General features: G+C 42.8%; 16 protein-coding genes and 1 pseudogene. 8 read left to right on the forward strand and 9 right to left on the reverse strand.

Annotation, left to right across the window (positions count from 1 at the left end; all coding sequences use genetic code 11):
* Positions 1-155, forward strand: a pseudogene (locus VE944_RS24445) (cell-cell signaling protein); the annotation flags it as partial.
* A gap of 47 nt (positions 156-202) precedes the next feature.
* The gene (locus VE944_RS24450) at positions 203-526 is read left to right on the forward strand and encodes a hypothetical protein (RefSeq protein ID WP_324983186.1); all 324 of its coding nucleotides are present in this window, start codon (positions 203-205) and stop codon (positions 524-526) included.
* 15 nt (positions 527-541) lie between these two features.
* On the opposite strand, the gene VE944_RS24455 is transcribed toward VE944_RS24450, so the two are convergent.
* Positions 542-2023 (reverse strand): GTP-binding protein, encoded by a 1482-nt coding sequence (locus VE944_RS24455; RefSeq protein ID WP_324983189.1) that lies wholly within the window; start codon positions 2021-2023, stop codon positions 542-544.
* Between the two features lie 238 nt (positions 2024-2261).
* Between VE944_RS24455 and tpiA the strand changes: the two genes are divergently transcribed.
* Together tpiA and folP are read left to right on the forward strand one after the other, a co-directional pair.
* Positions 2262-2993, forward strand: coding sequence for a triose-phosphate isomerase (gene tpiA, locus VE944_RS24460; protein WP_324983192.1), 732 nt, complete (start codon positions 2262-2264; stop codon positions 2991-2993).
* Positions 2994-3045: 52 nt separating this feature from the next.
* Positions 3046-3906 (forward strand): dihydropteroate synthase, encoded by an 861-nt coding sequence (gene folP / locus VE944_RS24465; protein ID WP_324983195.1) that lies wholly within the window; start codon positions 3046-3048, stop codon positions 3904-3906.
* Here folP and VE944_RS24470 read toward each other — a convergent pair.
* From VE944_RS24470 to psbH, 4 genes are all read right to left on the reverse strand, one after another.
* On the reverse strand, positions 3903-4745 hold the full coding sequence (locus VE944_RS24470; protein WP_324983197.1) for an SPFH domain-containing protein: 843 nt from the start codon (positions 4743-4745) through the stop codon (positions 3903-3905). The genes folP and VE944_RS24470 overlap by 4 nt on opposite strands.
* Positions 4746-5313: 568 nt before the next feature.
* Complete coding sequence (pth, locus tag VE944_RS24475) at positions 5314-5955, reverse strand: aminoacyl-tRNA hydrolase (protein ID WP_324983199.1); 642 nt, start codon at positions 5953-5955, stop codon at positions 5314-5316.
* Between the two features lie 127 nt (positions 5956-6082).
* Positions 6083-6355, reverse strand: a complete 273-nt coding sequence (locus tag VE944_RS24480; protein WP_229554308.1) for a TatA/E family twin arginine-targeting protein translocase — start codon at positions 6353-6355, stop codon at positions 6083-6085.
* Positions 6356-6506: 151 nt separating this feature from the next.
* Entirely contained in the window at positions 6507-6710 is a 204-nt protein-coding gene (gene psbH, locus VE944_RS24485; RefSeq protein ID WP_100901200.1) for a photosystem II reaction center phosphoprotein PsbH, read from the reverse strand.
* 85 nt (positions 6711-6795) lie between these two features.
* On the opposite strand from psbH, the gene psbN reads away from it, so the two are divergent.
* Entirely contained in the window at positions 6796-6927 is a 132-nt protein-coding gene (gene psbN / locus VE944_RS24490; RefSeq protein WP_229554305.1) for a photosystem II reaction center protein PsbN, read from the forward strand.
* Between the two features lie 68 nt (positions 6928-6995).
* Here psbN and VE944_RS24495 read toward each other — a convergent pair whose 3' ends face one another.
* On the reverse strand, positions 6996-10340 hold the full coding sequence (locus VE944_RS24495; protein ID WP_324983205.1) for an alpha-mannosidase: 3345 nt from the start codon (positions 10338-10340) through the stop codon (positions 6996-6998).
* 88 nt (positions 10341-10428) lie between these two features.
* Between VE944_RS24495 and VE944_RS24500 the strand changes: the two genes are divergently transcribed.
* Entirely contained in the window at positions 10429-12087 is a 1659-nt protein-coding gene (locus tag VE944_RS24500; RefSeq protein WP_324983207.1) for a hypothetical protein, read from the forward strand.
* A gap of 194 nt (positions 12088-12281) precedes the next feature.
* Positions 12282-13202, forward strand: coding sequence for an alpha/beta hydrolase (locus tag VE944_RS24505; protein ID WP_324983210.1), 921 nt, complete (start codon positions 12282-12284; stop codon positions 13200-13202).
* A gap of 156 nt (positions 13203-13358) precedes the next feature.
* Here the strand turns inward: VE944_RS24505 and VE944_RS24510 are convergent, their stop codons facing one another.
* The gene (locus VE944_RS24510; RefSeq protein ID WP_324983214.1) at positions 13359-13673 is read right to left on the reverse strand and encodes a ribbon-helix-helix domain-containing protein; all 315 of its coding nucleotides are present in this window, start codon (positions 13671-13673) and stop codon (positions 13359-13361) included.
* Between the two features lie 235 nt (positions 13674-13908).
* Positions 13909-15561: a mechanosensitive ion channel gene (locus tag VE944_RS24515; protein ID WP_324983217.1), complete on the reverse strand. Its 1653-nt coding sequence runs from the start codon at positions 15559-15561 to the stop codon at positions 13909-13911.
* A 198-nt stretch (positions 15562-15759) separates the two neighbouring features.
* Between VE944_RS24515 and VE944_RS24520 the strand changes: the two genes are divergently transcribed.
* Entirely contained in the window at positions 15760-16197 is a 438-nt protein-coding gene (locus tag VE944_RS24520; protein ID WP_324983220.1) for an SRPBCC family protein, read from the forward strand.
* Positions 16198-16327: 130 nt separating this feature from the next.
* On the opposite strand, the gene VE944_RS24525 is transcribed toward VE944_RS24520, so the two are convergent.
* Positions 16328-17152 carry a SirB1 family protein gene (locus VE944_RS24525; protein ID WP_324983223.1) on the reverse strand — a complete coding sequence of 275 codons (825 nt, stop codon included), beginning with the start codon at positions 17150-17152 and terminating at the stop codon, positions 16328-16330.
* Positions 17153-17348 lie beyond the last annotated feature (196 nt).

Here is a 17348-nt window from a genome sequence, read left to right on the forward strand (position 1 = left end):
CGCACCTTTCCCGTCCTTTCCAGGGAAATGTACCTGCGGAAAAATTATTCTCAGTCGAACGCACCGTTACCCAGTTACTGACTGTCATCGAACAGCTTCAAGAAGGCGATAGTGGACAGTTTTTCTCATGGGATGGGAGCAGATTGCCTTGGTAACTGCGTTACGCTGGTGCTAGTGAAATTTACGTTACTTGTAACCATCTATGAAGTTTTTTGTGCCAGCAGCTAAAGATGATATTAAAGCAGAGCAGGTTTATAGTGCTTTTGCTCGGTCTGTCAAAGCACCAATAACCGAAAAGCGTATTTGGAAGTTACAGTGGCGTGATAACGAAATTGATATGGAATGCGAGGTAGGTAAACCTTTACCATCCTCTTATCAAACGGGAAAAGAGCTAGTTATGGCAATCTTTGAGTGCGAAAACCTTTATAAGATTTGTACTCTTAGCCGTGGAGGAGTAAAGGGAGAGCCTATCTTGGCTGGAAAAAACTCTCAATCTTCAGCAACCTATTTTTCAGAATCTTATTAATTCTACGTCTATGCATCACTTTCTGAGTTTTACCTTGTGGAGTAATTCATCTTTAATGCGGTTGAGAATTGAAGTCTCATCCAAGTTTGCCAAAATACGATTAATCACTGCTTTTGGCCCATCAGGCCCCCAAGTCGCACCGTTGGCTAAATAAACTTTGGTAACTTGTCCAATCCCGTAAGAAGAAACACCAGCTACTCCCGCTTGCGTAATTGCCACCGATATATAAGGGCCAAGGGCAGCACCTGCGGTAGCTGTTGCAGAGATACCAAGTAAAGTTTTTAATCCACTCAACCCCAAATTTGCCAACAGTTCACTAGCGCCAATTCCGCCCATACTCAGGGCAATTTTTTGTAGCAATTGTACAGCCCCGGCTTCGGTCATAGAGAAGCCATAGAGTTTAGATAAACCCAAAATCAGAGCAATATCAATTACCACACTACTGAGAATATCTACCACAGTTACGGGATTAAGTGCGATCGCTAATGCTTTAGTCATCACAGCCTTCCAAATCAACTGATTGGCATTCACCTCCCGAATCATCAGTTTTCGTTCTATCAACTGCTCATTTACGACATCGGCATAAAGCATGGTATTGAGGGCAACCAAAGCTTTACCTTCACGGTGCAGAATCTCCAAGATTTTCAGCTTGAGTTCCTCTACTTGGGCATTACCTGTACGCAACTGTATACCCCTAGTACCATCAGGGCGACGAATCGCCGTCTTTACCAATGGCGATGCCGCAGCCATGACAATTTCCAAAGGTGTGAGCAATTCCCGCACCCTTTCATCCCGGATTTTATGATAAATTGCCATCCGGTCTGCTTCTGGATACTGGTCTACTTTGTTAAATACCAGAATGATCGGTTTCCCTGCTTCTCGCAACTGAGAAAGGGCGGCGTATTCTAGCTTTGTCATGTCGCCAGAAACCACAAACAGAATCAAATCCGCTTGTTTAGCAATCTGTTCAGCTAACGCGGCACGAGTTGCACCATCTACTTCGTCTAACCCAGGAGTGTCAATTAATTCCACCTGGGATTGACCTACACCAGGGAGAGTAACTCGCAATGCACGTTCAGTTTTCCCAATCGCTTCCTCACTAATACTCCAATTAACTCTTTGTGCAGCACGAGTGACACCATGCAGCGGCCCAGTTTCAAATACTGTTTGCCCAACCAAAGCATTGAGTAGCGAAGACTTACCACGTCCCACCATACCAAAAGCCGCAATTTGCACCACCATGCGGTCTAACTTCCCCAGCATGGTTTCCAAATCTGCAATTTCCGCCTCTAACCCGGTTTTTTCTGGGGGGGTGAGGTCGAGATTAGCTACCAAGTTTCGCAGCGCCGTTTGTGCTTGTTTATAGTTCAGTTCCGTCTGAATGTCTTCAAAACTGAAAATAGCACTATCTAGTTCTTCCTCCCAACTGAGAGAATTTGCGTCAGTATTAGCGGAATCACTTTGATGAGGTTCAGGCACGGGTAGTATTGAAGTCATATTAATTTTAGATTTTAGATTTTAGATACACCCTGTTTACTATCCTAGTTATTTTTAGAAGCGGTTTGGCAAGATGAGGCAGACAAAGGAGACAAGGGGAGTATACCCCATGCCCAGTACTTCTCTACGAGAGGCTGCGCCAACGACTTCGCTCAGTACAAGTGACTAATGACTAACAAAAAGTCATAAACTGAAAAATGCATCTAAATAACTCGTTAGGATCTTGACTAAATTAACTGTGCGGAAAATCGTTATTGCCGGCAACTGGAAAATGTTCAAAACCCAGGCAGAAACCCAGGAGTTTTTACAAGGATTTCTGCCCCACTTAGAGGAAACCCCCCAAGGGCGAGAAGTGATATTGTGCCCTCCATTCACTAATTTAAGTGTTTTGTCCAAAACTTTGCACGGTAGCCTCATCCAACTTGGGGCACAAAATATCCATTGGGAAGAATTTGGAGCCTATACAGGTGAGATTTCTGGCCCAATGCTGACAGAAAGTGGTGTGCGCTTTGTGATTGTCGGTCATAGCGAACGACGACAATACTTTGGTGAAACGGATGCAACCGTTAATCTACGCCTCCGAACTGCTCAAAGGTTTGGTTTGACTCCTATTCTCTGTGTTGGTGAAAGTAAACAACAACGAGATGCAGGAGAAACTGAATCACTGATTGCTCTCCAACTCGACAAAGGTTTGTTAGATATTGATCAGAATAATTTGGTGATTGCTTATGAGCCAATTTGGGCAATTGGCACTGGTGAAACTTGTGAAGCACTGGAAGCTAATCGAATAATTGGCTTAATTCGTAGCCAGTTGAGTAATCAAAATGTATCAATTCAATATGGTGGCTCAGTTAAGCCGAACAATATTGATGAGATTATGGCTCAACCCGAAATTGATGGTGTTTTAGTTGGAGGAGCAAGTTTGGAAGCTGAGAGTTTCGCTCGAATTGTAAATTTTCAGTCACTGTGATGTGCTTTCTTCTCGTTCCCATGCAGAGCATGGGAATGCCTAATGTAGATTTATGTCAAGCAACTTGATAATTCGAGGACGCTGTTTTGAGTGGGGACAGCGCACTTATTTGATGGGGATTTTGAATGTAACGCCTGATAGCTTTAGTGATGGGGGTGAGTTTAACACTACCTCTGCCGCTTTAGTACAGGCGCAAGCACTGGTGGCTGCTGGTGCTGACATTATCGATGTGGGCGGTCAATCAACTCGACCAGGGGCAAAGCAAATAACTCTGGCACAGGAACTTGACCGGGTCTTATCGGTGTTACGGGTGCTAAGACCAGAAATTTCAATCCCGATTTCTGTAGATACCACCCGTGCTGCTGTAGCCAAGGCATCTGTAGAAGCTGGAGCGGATATTATTAATGATATTTCTGGCGGCACTTTTGACTCAGAAATGTTACCAACAGTTGCAGAGTTAGGTGTGCCGATTATTTTAATGCACATCCGGGGAACACCACAGACAATGCAACAACAAACTGATTATCAAGATTTGCTCGGAGAAATTTATAGTTTTTTAGATCGGCAAATTGGGGTAGCAACTGCTGCGGGCATTGATCGGGATAAAATTATTATTGATCCTGGTATTGGTTTTGCTAAGAACTATGAGCAAAATTTAGAAATTTTTCGCCGCTTGCGATCGCTCTCGCCACTCAATTGCCCTATCTTGGTAGGAGCATCTCGTAAAAGTTTCATTGGTCGCATTTTAAATCAACCAGATCCCAAAGCACGAGTTTGGGGAACGGCGGCAGCTTGTTGTGCTGCTATTTTTAATGGCGCTAATATCCTGCGAGTTCACGATGTTCAAGAAATGCGCGATGTTTCACTAGTAGCGGATGCGCTACTGAGACAAGCCGCACAGCGTGACTGTTAGGTATTACCGTTTTCGTGTTTTTTGCCATTATCTTCTTTATTTACTGACTCGGCTATCAACTCCTGAAACATTTCACTTGAGTTAGCTGGGTCTACAAAGACAATTTTGGCATTACTGCTCTCACCAAGTTTTTGGCTAGCATCTACGTAATCTTGAGCTACAAGATACCGCAGAATGTCCCTACTATCTGGATTGGAACGGAGAGCTTGAGAAATAATTTGCACTGAAGCCATAGTTCCTTCTGCTTTTTTAATCGCAGCTTCCTTTTCCCCTTCTGCTTCAGTAATCAGCGCCCGTTTTTTGATTTCAGCAGCTTGCTGCTCTTCCCTTGACTTTCGTACACTCTCAGGTAGGGTAATTCTCTGAAGGTCTAACCGGAGAATCTCAACTCCCCAATCTATCGTTATACTATTCAACTCGAATAAGAGAGTTGAGTGCATCTCCACTCTGGAGACATTGGTCTGCTCCAGAGTGTTCTGGGCAATGATTTCCCGGAGCGTGGTTGTAGTAACCTGTATCAGTGCGCCTTGCAGATCCTCAATAGCGTAAAAGCTTTTCTCAATATCTTTGATGCGCCAGTACAGAATAGCGTCCACTTCCACAGAAATATTATCTTGGGTGATCACATTCTGAGGCTTGATGTCTAAAATTTGCTCTCGCGTGGTATCTTCCATCACAATCTGATCTACAAAGGGAACAATAAAGTTCAGCCCAGGTTTAAGTTTTCGATGAAACTGCCCCAAGCGTTCGACTAGGGCTTCATTACCTTGATTAATCAGTTTTGCAGAACCTAAGGCATAACCTATAAGCACTAAAACTATAAAAATGATTGGCTCCATATATACTCCTATTCAGCTTTTGGGAGAATTTAGTGTCAAAGATATGCTAATAGCTTGTCATATCTTTGAGTTTAATGTTTTGAGTTTGTAATTTTATCAACACCAGCAGCGATGTCTGATGTCGAATCGCTGCGCGTCTCGTTTTGCAGAATGCAATCGCTATTAAAGCACCTTGATAAAACGCTGGCAAGGACTACTTTATTTAATCAACATTATTTGTACTAACATCTTCAGACAGCTTGGGCTGTACTTCAGTATATTCACATAGGTTAATTAAACTATGGTAAAAATTATTAGGATTTTCAAAACTTTAGTATAATCTGATTAAGATTGGCTTCAGCCATTAAAAATATAAAAATCTTATAGACAGGCTGTTAATTAGCCTTAGATGTCAATACGCTTGGGTTAAAAATTTTAGGTATGTAGAGACGTTGCAATTGCAACGTCTCTTGCATTGGATTTGGGGCTTAACTGAACTGTATGGCCTTAGATGTTTAGTTTTATTTTTTATAGCCTTATAGCTTTTTGATCAAAACATCATATTTTACAAGGCAATATTCATCCAACCCTAAGACTCAGAATTATTAATGGTGCGGCTATTACAAACATTCATCGCCTTTTCTACTCCCTGCTTGAGGCTTAGTTCAATACACTCAACCACGAACTGAAGTACAAGAGACATCTGCTGATTTTCTGCTGCCGAAAATCGCCCCAGCACATGAGAAACAGCATCAGAATCATCGTTGTTAGCTGCACCTTTGGGTTTACCAATACCGATTCGCAAACGGGGAAAGTTTTGGGTACTAAGATGTGCGATCGCACTTTTCATGCCGTTATGTCCACCAGCCGAACCAGATAACCGCAGACGAGTTTTTCCCAAAGGCAAATCCATATCGTCATAAATTACCAGCACTGACTCAGGCGGCAATTTATACCAACTTGTCACCGCTTGTATTGCTTGTCCTGAGCGATTCATATAAGTTGACGGCTTTAGCAAACGAATCTTACCTCCACCTGCGGCCATTCCCTCGCCATACTCACCCTGAAACTTGCGGTTTTCTGCTAAGGAAATGCGCCAAGAACGGGAGAGAGTTTCTACAGCAGCAAAGCCGATATTATGGCGTGTTTGGTCGTACTTGCTTTCTGGATTCCCCAACCCGACAATTAGCTGGGGAATCACCAAAGCTGGTTGCTTAACAGCTTCTGTCATTTTGCCTACAGTCAATTGATATCCAGCACTCTCATAGTAGAGAGCAGCAAAAATAAACCTACCATTTCATTACAGCTAAAAAGTCCAGAATTAAAGCCTTTTAACTTTTGACTTCCGCCTTGCGGTACTAGCTAGGTTGGGAAGAACTAGCGGTATCATGCTCAGATTTAGCAGGGTAGATTTGCTTAGGTTCCAATTCAGCAGTAGTCTTGACAACTTCTTCTAACTGTTCTGCTTCTTTTTGAAACTCGTTTTGAAAATCTTTGGAAGCTTCTTGGAAACTACGAATAGTTTTACCTACACTCCGACCAATCTCTGGTAGCTTCTTGGGGCCAAAGATTAACAGCGCCACTACCATAATTACACCCATTTCCGGTAGACCGATACCAAATATATTCATTTGTGTCTCCTGTAAACTATATGAACCACTACAGAAACTCAGATATTATTTAGTCTACTCAATGGTTTGTATGCATTGAGCATTGACAAAAAAACCCGGAAGAACCGGGTGTAACATAACTTGTTATCCAAACTTGATAGCTGTGTATGCTTTAGCGCCCTAAACTCCGCCAATCGACTACTACATCCTGAACCAACAGTGTTCTATTGTAAAGTTGCAGAATAATTAGCAGAAACACAAAAAATAGCAAGATAAAAACAGCCATCACAGGGGTAGTACCCCAACCTGGAGCCACTTTTCCATACTCAGAGTTCAGTGGTTTCAGGATATCTCCCAACCTAGTCCTTTGTGCCATAGTTCACCTAATATTACTTGCCAAAGCTTTTTTTAATCTTCTGTAATATTCTATAAGAATAGCACTCATCATCTATTCCTCAATTATGGAACCCGCAATAGTTCTTAGCATTTCTGTGGCTGCCGTAGTGGTTGCCATCACCGGATTGTCGATTTATACCTCCTTTGGCCCTCCTAGCAAACAATTGAACGATCCGTATGACGATCACGAAGATTAAAAGAGTCATTAGTCATTTGTCAATGGTCTGTGGAAAATCACAACTGACCCTGACATAGCACTAGTGGCTTACTCCAGCCTGGGATTAATCGCTGGTATCACCTTGAAACTAGCGATTTTCCAAGGCTGTATCGTCAAGATTTGTTGCTCAGATGAGAATTCAGTAGTAGAGGAACGCTCTAATAAATCTACTGTATCTCCTAGATTTAACTCTAAATCACTTTGCAAAGATAACTCGGCTGTTTCTCCGTGACATTCATAACACCGCAGAATTAACTGTTGTGGGTCATCCTCAGATGGCTTGAAGGCCATCAAGATTAAATTTTCAGATGATAAATCTAGCAAGCTTACCCCCAACCACTCTTTATCAGCAGATAGGGGAGAATTTTTATGTGGGTTGTGATTAACGGGATTCAATATCACTTGCAACGGTATATTCAATTCATAGCCACGCCGTACTGTATGGGCTGATTCCCAGCTACCAGCATGAGGATACAAGGTATATGTGAACTCGTGAAAACCTTTGTCAGCCTCTGAGTCTGGCCAATTAGAACTGCGTAGCAGTGTCAAGCGCAGTTGATCTGGTTTGCTGTCGTAACCGTATTTACAATCATTGAGCAAACTAACACCATAACAATTTTGGATTTTAGATTTTGGATTTTGGATTGTGTCTTCTGCTGTTAAATCAGCCCAACGCAAGGCGGGAACTTCCCATTTTGCCTGTTCTGCGGGGGTTTGCGGTTTAGTTGGACGGCGAATTGCGCCACAGGGAATTTCATAAGTAGCAAAGTCTGCTTCAATATTCAAAGGAAAAGCAGCTTTTACTAATACATGATTTTCTTGCCAGTTGACAGTAGTAGCTATTTTCAGCAGAGGTGAAGTAGCTTGCAGAATATAGTCTTGGCAAAATTCCGATTCACCCAACTGACGCACCACGCGCACACGACTTTGCACTGGGCCTTGTTCTAACCACTGAATAGATAGAAGATTTGTTGAGGGTAAAGGATGTTGAGCATAATTAGGGTCTATATTCCAAGCATCCCAATATTGACCACTGTCTTTAAAAGCTTGTAGTTGATTCCCCGCCCCACTCAAAACTTCTCGTTGATAAGTTTTATCAAAAACACTTGATAAATCTCCAGTATCAGGATCTATGACAACTCGTAGGAATTCATTTTCTAAAATCCAGTCTGGGAGGAGTGGAGAGTGGGGAGAGACGTGATTAATCGCGTGTGTACTGGGGAGTGAGGGAGATGACGGGGAAAGCCAAAATATGCGGTAGCCGACAGGTGGAATTTCGATGGCGAGAAATAGTAGTGTTGATGGTTCAGATAATTGGGAGACAACCTGCTTTCCAGAAGCATCGTAAATCTGCCATTCCTGGGTAGTTGTTGGTGGCGTGGGTAAAGCTACAGAGATTACTTCAGAGCGTTGCCAATTGAGAGAATTGAAAACGAAAATAGGCAAACTATTGGGTTTTGGTGGTTCTGATAGGGTAATGTGAGATGCGATCGCTAATAGTGATTCTTGTAATATCTTCGTTCCCATTTGTTCCACTTGCTGCCATTCGGGCAACGCATCTGTGTAAACTTGGGTAATTGAAGAACCAGGCAAAATATCGTGAAACTGTTGAAATAACACCTGCTTCCAAGCTGCTTCGATTTCTGCTTTAGGATATGTCACACCACAGCTTACGGTTGCCAAAGTAGCAAATAGTTCAGCTTCATACAATAAATTTTCACAACGACGATTCCAGCGTTTTTGGTCTGCGTGTGTAGTGTAGCAACCGCGATGGAATTCGAGGTATAGTTCGTCATTCCATGTGGGGAAGGTAGGGGGAGCAGGGGAGGCAGGGGAGGCAGGGGAAGCAGAGGGAGAATGATAACTCTTGACTCCTGAATTCTGACTCCTGAATTCTGGCTCCTGACTCCTGACTCCTGATTTGATTTGCTGTAAATACTTTTCAGATGTTGTGAATTCTAAGTCTGGGAAGAAAGGCGACTTTTGCCAGCGTTGGGCGGTTTCTAACATATCACGGGTGGGGCCGCCGCCGTGGTCGCCGACACCAGGAAGCCAGAGGGATTCTGGTAAACCAGTCTGGGATTGCCATTCAAGAGCGTAGGATGCCATTTTAACTGGGTCTATAGCTTCACCGATGGGTGCAGACATCAAACTAAAGACTTGGCTACCGTCAGGCGATCGCCACCAAAAAGCCCCATAATCAAATTTAGTAGTATCATTCCATCGCAACTTCTGGGTGACAAAATACTCAATGCCAGCATTAGCGAAAAACTGCGGTAAAGTTGCACAAAAACCAAAAGAATCTGGAACCCACACCACAGTTGAAAGCTTACCAAATTTTTCCTGAATGTAGCGCTGGCCATACAATAGCTGACGGACTATTGATTCACCAGCAATTAGATTTAGTTCTGGTTCCACCCACATTCCGCCGACGACTTCCCAACGTCCAGCAACTACCTGTGCTTGAATTGACCTGAATAAATCCGGGCGATGTTCTTCAATCCAAGCGTAAAGTGCGGGAGTCGAATGACAGAAAATTAACTCAGGAAAATCTGCTTGTAACTTCAGAACCGACTCAAAGGTGTTTTGCGCCGCATTCCAAGTTTCATTCACAGGCCATAGCCATGCTAAATCTAAGTGAGCATGACCCAATAAGAAAATTTTAGATTTTTGATCCCCCCAACCCCCGATCAATTGGGGGGCTAAGATGTCGGATTGAATTAGGTTTTGGCGTAACGATCTTACTAACTCTTCCTCGGTGTCCTCTGCGCCTCTGCGGTTCGTAACCTCTCCCACCATCGCCGCCAAAACATCCAACCTCTCCGGCGAAAATTTTTCCAAATAAAGTTGCACCACAGCTAACTCATCAGCCACAAAACCCGGATCGGGATTATTATCAACAGTAGACTGATAAACTAGGAGCGATCGCACTAAAGCACCATCACAATGTCCCGGACTCACTAACCGCAAAGCCACAATAAACTCTTCCCCTGGCGTCACCCCTTGGCTCAGAAGCACTCTAGGCGAACAATCAAATAAATCACCCTCCAGCACTAACTCCCCATTCACATAAATCTCAGCAGCATCTGCCCACCAAACCAGCGCCAGCCGCAAAGATAACCCAGCTAAGGGATAGCCGTGTAAATCTTGGGGAACCACCAATCTTTGCACTAGCCATAACACTTTTTTCCCGCCTGTCCAAGCGATATGTTCTTTAGCATTCAATTGAACAGGTTGCCAATGAGACAAATCAGCAGCTACAACATCAGTAATAATCAGGTCAGATTCCTGGTATAGCCAAGTAGACTGAAGATTAACTTGACAAAAAGAGCGCAGTTGCTCAATTGCTTGTGAGATGATTTTGGTCTGGGATTGAGAGACAGTCGGGGTCATATATTCGCTAAGATGAGGTGTTGGTCGTTTTTATTGTTTGGCGCGAGTCTCACAACTTATACAAGACTTGAACTAAAAAATTACTACTATGTCTTCTGGTTCCTCTGGGCGTTATCAAAGCAGACTATTTAACTTTGTCCACCAGCAATCTCGGCGGGTGACACAACAGTGGGAACACACCTTCCGGCATTTGCAAGTTGCTACTAAGTGGGGTGTGGAGGCACTACTTTACCCAGTGTATCTACTGTTTCAGTCATCTGAATCATCTGGGAAAACGCTACAGACCAAAGAACCACAAACTAGACTAAAGTTACAACCAAATGATACCGATTTCCAGCCCAAAATTCCAAATATTGATAGTCCCATTCAACATGTACTAGAGGCAGTCAATTATCTATCATCTAATGAAGACGCTTCTACTTCTGCAAAAACAGTTGAATCTTTCAAACCCTTGGCTTTATTGGGAGTTTTACGGCTGAAATTCGCTGATAATAAGTCTATAAATAATGCTAATCTTACTCAATTATCAGATATTGCTGAGAATCAGAGCGGAAGTCTCAACCCTTTACATCTTTCAGTAGTGCGGGGAATTGCCACAAATTTGATGGATCGGAGGTTAGTACTTGTTACTGCCGACAATGAAATTCTAGATATTTTGACACCCCAGCAGCAGGCAAAATTAGAAGACCGAATTATTAACGAAGTTGCTAATTACTGGAAGTCCTGGCGGTTAATAGTAGCTAAAAAAGAAACGGAGCTATTACCACAAATTCACCATTTATTAGCAAAATTAACTGATGTAAATACAGATAAAAATTCAATTTTAGCCGAGGGGAGACCAAAAGATTCACTTAATAAAGATAAATTATTAGCATTTCTAGATATAGCCTTTGCTAAATTAGAATTAAATGCTTTAGTACCTGTGCAAGAACGTAGCCAAGAAATTGTCAAAGTTGCCCAAACTCAGTTAAATATATTTCTTTATGGCAAAGAGCAATTAGCTGCTAGAGGAGAAATTACAGCCAATACTGACGGTTTAGAAACTCATACACTGAATCTTCAGGCTTTGATTGAAGCAGCGCTTAATTACTTTTTTGGTGTTGGGGATAGAAAAACACTTGATTCAACAACTAGTAATGAGCGATGGTTAGCGACAAGCCCCTTCTCGCAGCGTGTCGCAGACAGACGCTTTGCGAATGCGTCTACGCAAGGTAAACTATCATCATCACGCTTTAGAAAGTCCTTGTCCAAAAGCTCTCAGTTGGAAAACCAGGATTTAACAGATGCTCCTTGGCTAACATGGAATGATTTATTTGGCGACACCGTAACCATCGCCCAAAAGCCAGTTACACTTTCTGGGAGGACAAATCCTGCTTTAGCCTCAAGTTTATCAGCAGGACATTTTCCACAAAATCATTTAACTGTAAAACAACCTAAAGTTGGATCTGGTTTGGTGCGAAGAAATCAAAAAACATCTGGAAAAGTTTCTTCTGCAAAACAAACCCGAACTAGCATTTCCCAATCTAAAAGTGAGAGTCGGAAAGGGGAAATTTTACACCAGCAATTTCACCAAAGCACTCAAGTTGAGGCGCAGCCAGACTGGATAGAAACCAAAGCAACTTCAATAGGTTACGAAAAGCACCCCTTAGAGCAACTTTTAGAATGGGTTGATTATGTTATGCTCTGGCTAGAAGAGAGATTTGTAAAGATTTTTCAGTCGTTACGGCAACTATGGCAGGGGAAATAATTCGTAATTCGTAATGACGCTCGAATACTCGCTAACGCTGCGCTAACGTAATTCGTAATTCGTAGTTTAGAGCAATAAATCCTCACCACAAGATGTGATTGAGGAAATAACGTAACAATATGATTACTGTTGGTTATTAATAATTAGTTGACATGTTAGTAGCTGGCTGGGAAAATATCTAAAAAACTAACCAGATGATTGACCATAGCGATCGCGTCGTGTCTCGTAGAGAAAGCAGATTTCAGGGTGTTGGAGGACTTGACCTGTATTACCAAAGCTGGCATTCAGAGGGTAAAGTACGGGCAATATTAGCCATTGTGCATGGACTCGGAGGCCACAGCGATCGCTACAATAATATAGTTCAGCATTTAATACCCAAACAATATGCTGTCTACGCCTTAGATTTGCGTGGTCATGGACGCTCATCAGGTCAGCGAGGCTATATCAACGCTTGGAGTGAGTTTTGCGAAGATTTAGGAGCCTTTTTACAGTTAATTCAGACTCAGAATGCTGGATGCCCAATTTTTCTTTTGGGGCATAGTTTAGGCGGGGTAATTGTCTTAGATTATATTCTGCGCCATCCTCAACAAGCATCAGTTTTGCAAGGTGCGATCGCTCTAGCGCCAAGCTTAGGGAAAGTTGGGGTTTCACCGATTCGGGTACTTTTGGGAAAAATGCTCTCACGGGTGTGGCCGCGTTTTACCCTGAATACAGGCATTGACCTAAGTGCTGGTTCACGAGATCAGCAAGTTTTAGCTGCCATCGCTCAGGATACACTGCGACATACCCTTGCTACTGCCCGTCTGGCTACAGAATTTTTTGCAACAGTTGATTGGATTTATGCTCACGCAGCTGATTGGCAATTACCATTGTTGATTCTCCACGGTGGTGCAGACCGAGTGGCTTTACCTGCGGGAAGTGACATCTTTTACCAACAGGTAAACTGCACAGATAAGCTGAGAATCGAATATCCAGGAGCCTATCACGAAATTCACTGTGACTTAAATTACCACGAGGTACTGACTGATTTGGAAGATTGGTTAGAGCGACATCTACCACCCCAGACGGCGCAGTTAGGATGTGGAAGTACCGAGTTAGAGTTTCCTGGTTCTTAGCTGCATAACTAAAAATTTATGTGAATCAACAAAAATCTGTGTATTCTTTTTAAAAGAATGATCTTCGTAAGGAAATCTAAATGTTAGTCAGTAGTGGGTGAGTACGATCTATAAAACGCAGCAGAATATTAGTATCTATAAGGTATAGCACTACTGTTAAGGATGATCCTCGTAAATACTCTCACGAGTCACAGCATAATCTGACAGCACAGGTAAATCTAACCCAAAGTATGCCGTAAACTCGTCAGCTAACTTATCTGCAATTAGTTCAAACTCCTCGTTATTCGGTTGACCCTGTGTCTGAAACTTCGCCATCAACTGAGCGCGTTTTTCTTCTTGACCTTTGCGCTGTTGGTCTTGAAAAATTAGCTCTTGAAGATATTCACTAGCTGAACTATAACCGCTCTTAGCTACTTGTTCCTCGACAAAGACTTTCATCGACTCAGGTAAGAAAATCTGAATGTTAGTCATACTATGAGAGTTCGGGTAGGCTGATTTTATCTACTACGTTACCAGAGCGATCGCATATTAAAATGCAGAGTCAGTTATTTATCTAAAACAGCAGAAGGCTCTCACATATTCAATAAGACGGCAGATTATTCCCTTTTTAAAGCAAAGAGCCTACGCACAGCACTAGCCAGATTATCTTGGAAGCCCCCACCAAAATCGGTAATCCGATTTAGTGGTGGGAGATGTCACAGAGGAATTAGTTTCTACCTTTGAAAGAGTTTAGCCATTCTTGAACTTGCTCGCGGGCAATATCGCGCCCCCCAAGGCCAAAGGCTAAAGCAATAGCAACTGCGATCGCACCTAATAAAAGTCCAAAGGCTAAATTCACAATATCACTGGCAACTCCAATTTGTTGCAATGCCATTGCAGAAACTAAGGCAATGATGGCAATCCGCGCTACTTGTCCTAAAATCTGGGCTTGGCGTTCGCCAGAACTGGTAATGATGTTAAAAGCCAGATTTGCTAGGAATAAACCAATGGCAAAGATCACCAATCCCGCCAAAATTCGCCCGAATACGATCACAATCCCAGACACTAATGCTGTCAGGGCTGGAATATTCAAGATATTCACCGCCGCCACCGTTGCAAACAGCATTATACCCACTAAGGCAACAATGCCTGCAATTTCCGATGGTGTGCGGGTTGGAATTGGGGGGGTTGTTGATTCTGTTGAAACTACGATTCGTCTGCTGGGTGTTGTCAGACCCAAAATAGTGAAAATGTTATTAAACCCTAAATTGGTGAGGATACTTGTAACCAAATCCGCGATAAACCGTCCCACGAAATAGGCAACAATCAAAATTGCCACGGCTGTAAAGATGGCAGGGAGGGCGTTGAGAATCTGTTGCAGCATTGCGATCGCAGGCACAGAGATCGCATTAATTTCTAGGGCATTGAGGGCTGCGATCGCCACAGGAATCAAAATCAAAACATAGACAACTGTACCGAGAATACTCGATAGAGGTTGCACCCCCGCAGCCGCAGATAATCCCAACCGACTACCTAAATGGTCAATACCAGTTGTCGCTAGCAAGTTTGTTACAATCCGCCGCACCACATTAGCTATAAACCAACCAACTACAGCAATCAGCGCCGCCGCTAAAATGTTCGGCAGAATTAGCAGAACTTCTGTAATGAGAGCTTGGACTGGTTGTAGAGCCTGCCTAAGTTCGAGAGTATCTAAAACTGGAGCGAGAAACAGTAAAAATATAAACCAATACAGAGCATTGCCAATCGTCTCACTCAGAGACAGCTGATTGAGGCTCGGTGTCCTGTCTTCTGGTTCTGGATTCAAACGTTCATCCAGGTTAAATGCCTGTAATGAGCGCACAGTAATAATCTTTACAATGGTCGCCAAAAACCAAGCGGTTACTAAAAGGATTCCCGCACCAACCAATTTTGGCAAAAAGCCAATAAGTTGATTGAGAAAATTATTGAGAGGTCGAGACGCTACCTCTAAATCTAATGCCTGTAAAACAGCTACCGCCGTCAACAGAATAATGCTCCAAAAGACTAAGCTGGAGATTAATTTCTCCACTTGGGGAACATCTTGACGACCCGTTACCCCTGCGGCAATGCGGTTATCTATATTTGTGCGATTGAGGATTCCTCGCGTTAGCGCAGCTACGCCGAAGGCAATTAGCAAACCTACTAACAAAATTGCCACTGCCCCCAGCAAACGCGGTGTAAACAGAATTAACTGTTGAACAATACCTTGTACATCAGCAATTCCTTGATTCACTGCTGGTTGCGCCGATTGCAAGCTGGGCGATTGTGCCAAAAATTGCTGCACCCTCGTGGACAAATCAACTCCTATCACCTGGGTTATTCCTTGCCAAGTTGTGTTCATGGTTTTCGGGAATTAAGCTTAAGTATTCACCGCAAACACTGAGTCAGTGTTTTGCCTATCAATTTACCAGTAAAAACATACATTTATGCCATTGATTCAAGAGTAATTTTTGACTTTGTTACTAATATTTGATTTAATCTACAGTCAGTGCTGAATTTTGCGTTACTCTAATTGCAGCAACAGCTTCAGAGATATAGAATGTCCCAAATTTTGGAACAATCAATTCAAATTAATGCTACAGCTACGGTGGTGGAGCGCTGTATTAGCGATTTAGCACTCATGCATCGCTGGCTCAACCCCGTTCTCCGTTGCGAACCTGTGGGTGCTTGGAGTACTGATGTTGGCAGTAAAAGTCGTTTCATTATTCAAATTCCTCTACTGAAACCCACGTTGAATAGCGTAGTTGTAGAACGACAACCAGGTTTGGTAGTTTGGGAATTTCAAGGATTTTTTCAAGGGCGCGATCGCTGGGAATGTCAGCCAACAGAAAAAGGAACGCTCCTACTCAACCGTTTTGAGTACGATATCCCTAACCCCTTAGTTAGCTGGGGTTTCAACACCTTTGCCGCATCTTGGACAAAAGAAGATATGCAAGCCCAACTGCGCCGCCTCAAACGAGTCGCAGAAAATTCGTAATTCGTAATTCGTAATTCGTAATTGGGCATTAGGCATTGGGGAAAGAATTCTTATAACTCCAAACTCCAAACTCCAAACTTCAAACTCTTAACTCCTAACTCCTAACTCTTAACTCTTAACTCCCCACTCCCTACCCCTCTTTCCCCAATTCGCTAAGTAGCCGCCGAATCACAGATGCATCCTCGGCATCGGGAACTTTTGCTAAATAATTTTGTAAGTCGTCTACGGCTTGGGGGTAGTAACCGAGTTGATAATAGATTAGACCGCGATCGCGCAATTCTAAAGTTAAACCAGGAAACAGCAACAAAATTCGTTCAACTGCTGCCAGTGTTTTTTCTAATTCTTGCTGTTTAAGGTAAATAAATTTTAAATTTGTCAGTATCCGTGCTAAAAATTGCCGATTACTAACTACAGCTAAAAATTCTGGTTGTAGCGTCACAGGTTGCTGATAAAGTTGAGACAGCCGTTCTTCACAATCTTGGGCAAATATTATTTCACCGCCATTGAAGGCATCCACAAAAATCTCTATATCTTCAATATCTGGGCGAATCAGAAAATGTCCTGGCATCCCCACACCCACCATCGGGAAATCGATCCGTCGAGCAACTTCCAGATAAACCAACGCCAAGCTAATAGGAATCCCCAGCCGACGGTCAATTACATCATTGAAAAAGCTGTTACGCGGATCGTAATAGTCAATTTTATTACCATAAAACTTTAAGTCTTCGTAAAGATACTGGTTAATACTTTGAACCATCCGCAAAGGATATCGTGAATCAGGCAGACGCTCTTCAAGCTCCCATGCCATTGTATCAAGGGCGTTGAGATATTCCTCTGGGTCTAAATTGGGATATTCTTCTTGTGCAATATATAAAGCTGCCTTTGCTAGGTCGATGTGTTCGTCAGACTGTTGAATCTCCTGGTAAAAATATTGTCGTGCTGACGAGAAAATCATAAGCTGTTGCTCGGTGGAAGTGTGAGGATGAAGCGAGAGCGGCTTGGCTAAACTGAAAATAGTTTTTTGTACCTATTTTTATATTAGGGATATTCAGAAGATTTGGAAATCTTGTTTGTGCATAAGTTCCATGACCTTAATCTATCCAGGGGATGGAATTAGATTAATGTAGCTGTTTTATGTTGACTAATACACA

Source organism: Nostoc sp. (assembly GCF_035638895.1).
Lineage (GTDB): Bacteria > Cyanobacteriota > Cyanobacteriia > Cyanobacteriales > Nostocaceae > Nostoc.

What these genes read in the sequence shown, in the direction of transcription:
- VE944_RS24480 (WP_229554308.1), bottom strand. Translation starts at nt 6,355, where the DNA reads ATGAATATATTTGGTATCGGTCTACCGGAAATGGGTGTAATTATGGTA.
- psbH (WP_100901200.1), bottom strand. Translation starts at nt 6,710, where the DNA reads ATGGCACAAAGGACTAGGTTGGGAGATATCCTGAAACCACTGAACTCT.
- VE944_RS24500 (WP_324983207.1), top strand. Translation starts at nt 10,429, where the DNA reads ATGTCTTCTGGTTCCTCTGGGCGTTATCAAAGCAGACTATTTAACTTT.
- VE944_RS24520 (WP_324983220.1), top strand. Translation starts at nt 15,760, where the DNA reads ATGTCCCAAATTTTGGAACAATCAATTCAAATTAATGCTACAGCTACG.
- VE944_RS24455 (WP_324983189.1), bottom strand. Translation starts at nt 2,023, where the DNA reads ATGACTTCAATACTACCCGTGCCTGAACCTCATCAAAGTGATTCCGCT.
- VE944_RS24510 (WP_324983214.1), bottom strand. Translation starts at nt 13,673, where the DNA reads ATGACTAACATTCAGATTTTCTTACCTGAGTCGATGAAAGTCTTTGTC.
- VE944_RS24505 (WP_324983210.1), top strand. Translation starts at nt 12,282, where the DNA reads ATGATTGACCATAGCGATCGCGTCGTGTCTCGTAGAGAAAGCAGATTT.
- VE944_RS24450 (WP_324983186.1), top strand. Translation starts at nt 203, where the DNA reads ATGAAGTTTTTTGTGCCAGCAGCTAAAGATGATATTAAAGCAGAGCAG.
- VE944_RS24525 (WP_324983223.1), bottom strand. Translation starts at nt 17,152, where the DNA reads ATGATTTTCTCGTCAGCACGACAATATTTTTACCAGGAGATTCAACAG.
- VE944_RS24495 (WP_324983205.1), bottom strand. Translation starts at nt 10,340, where the DNA reads ATGACCCCGACTGTCTCTCAATCCCAGACCAAAATCATCTCACAAGCA.
- folP (WP_324983195.1), top strand. Translation starts at nt 3,046, where the DNA reads ATGTCAAGCAACTTGATAATTCGAGGACGCTGTTTTGAGTGGGGACAG.
- pth (WP_324983199.1), bottom strand. Translation starts at nt 5,955, where the DNA reads ATGACAGAAGCTGTTAAGCAACCAGCTTTGGTGATTCCCCAGCTAATT.
- psbN (WP_229554305.1), top strand. Translation starts at nt 6,796, where the DNA reads ATGGAACCCGCAATAGTTCTTAGCATTTCTGTGGCTGCCGTAGTGGTT.
- VE944_RS24515 (WP_324983217.1), bottom strand. Translation starts at nt 15,561, where the DNA reads ATGAACACAACTTGGCAAGGAATAACCCAGGTGATAGGAGTTGATTTG.
- VE944_RS24470 (WP_324983197.1), bottom strand. Translation starts at nt 4,745, where the DNA reads ATGGAGCCAATCATTTTTATAGTTTTAGTGCTTATAGGTTATGCCTTA.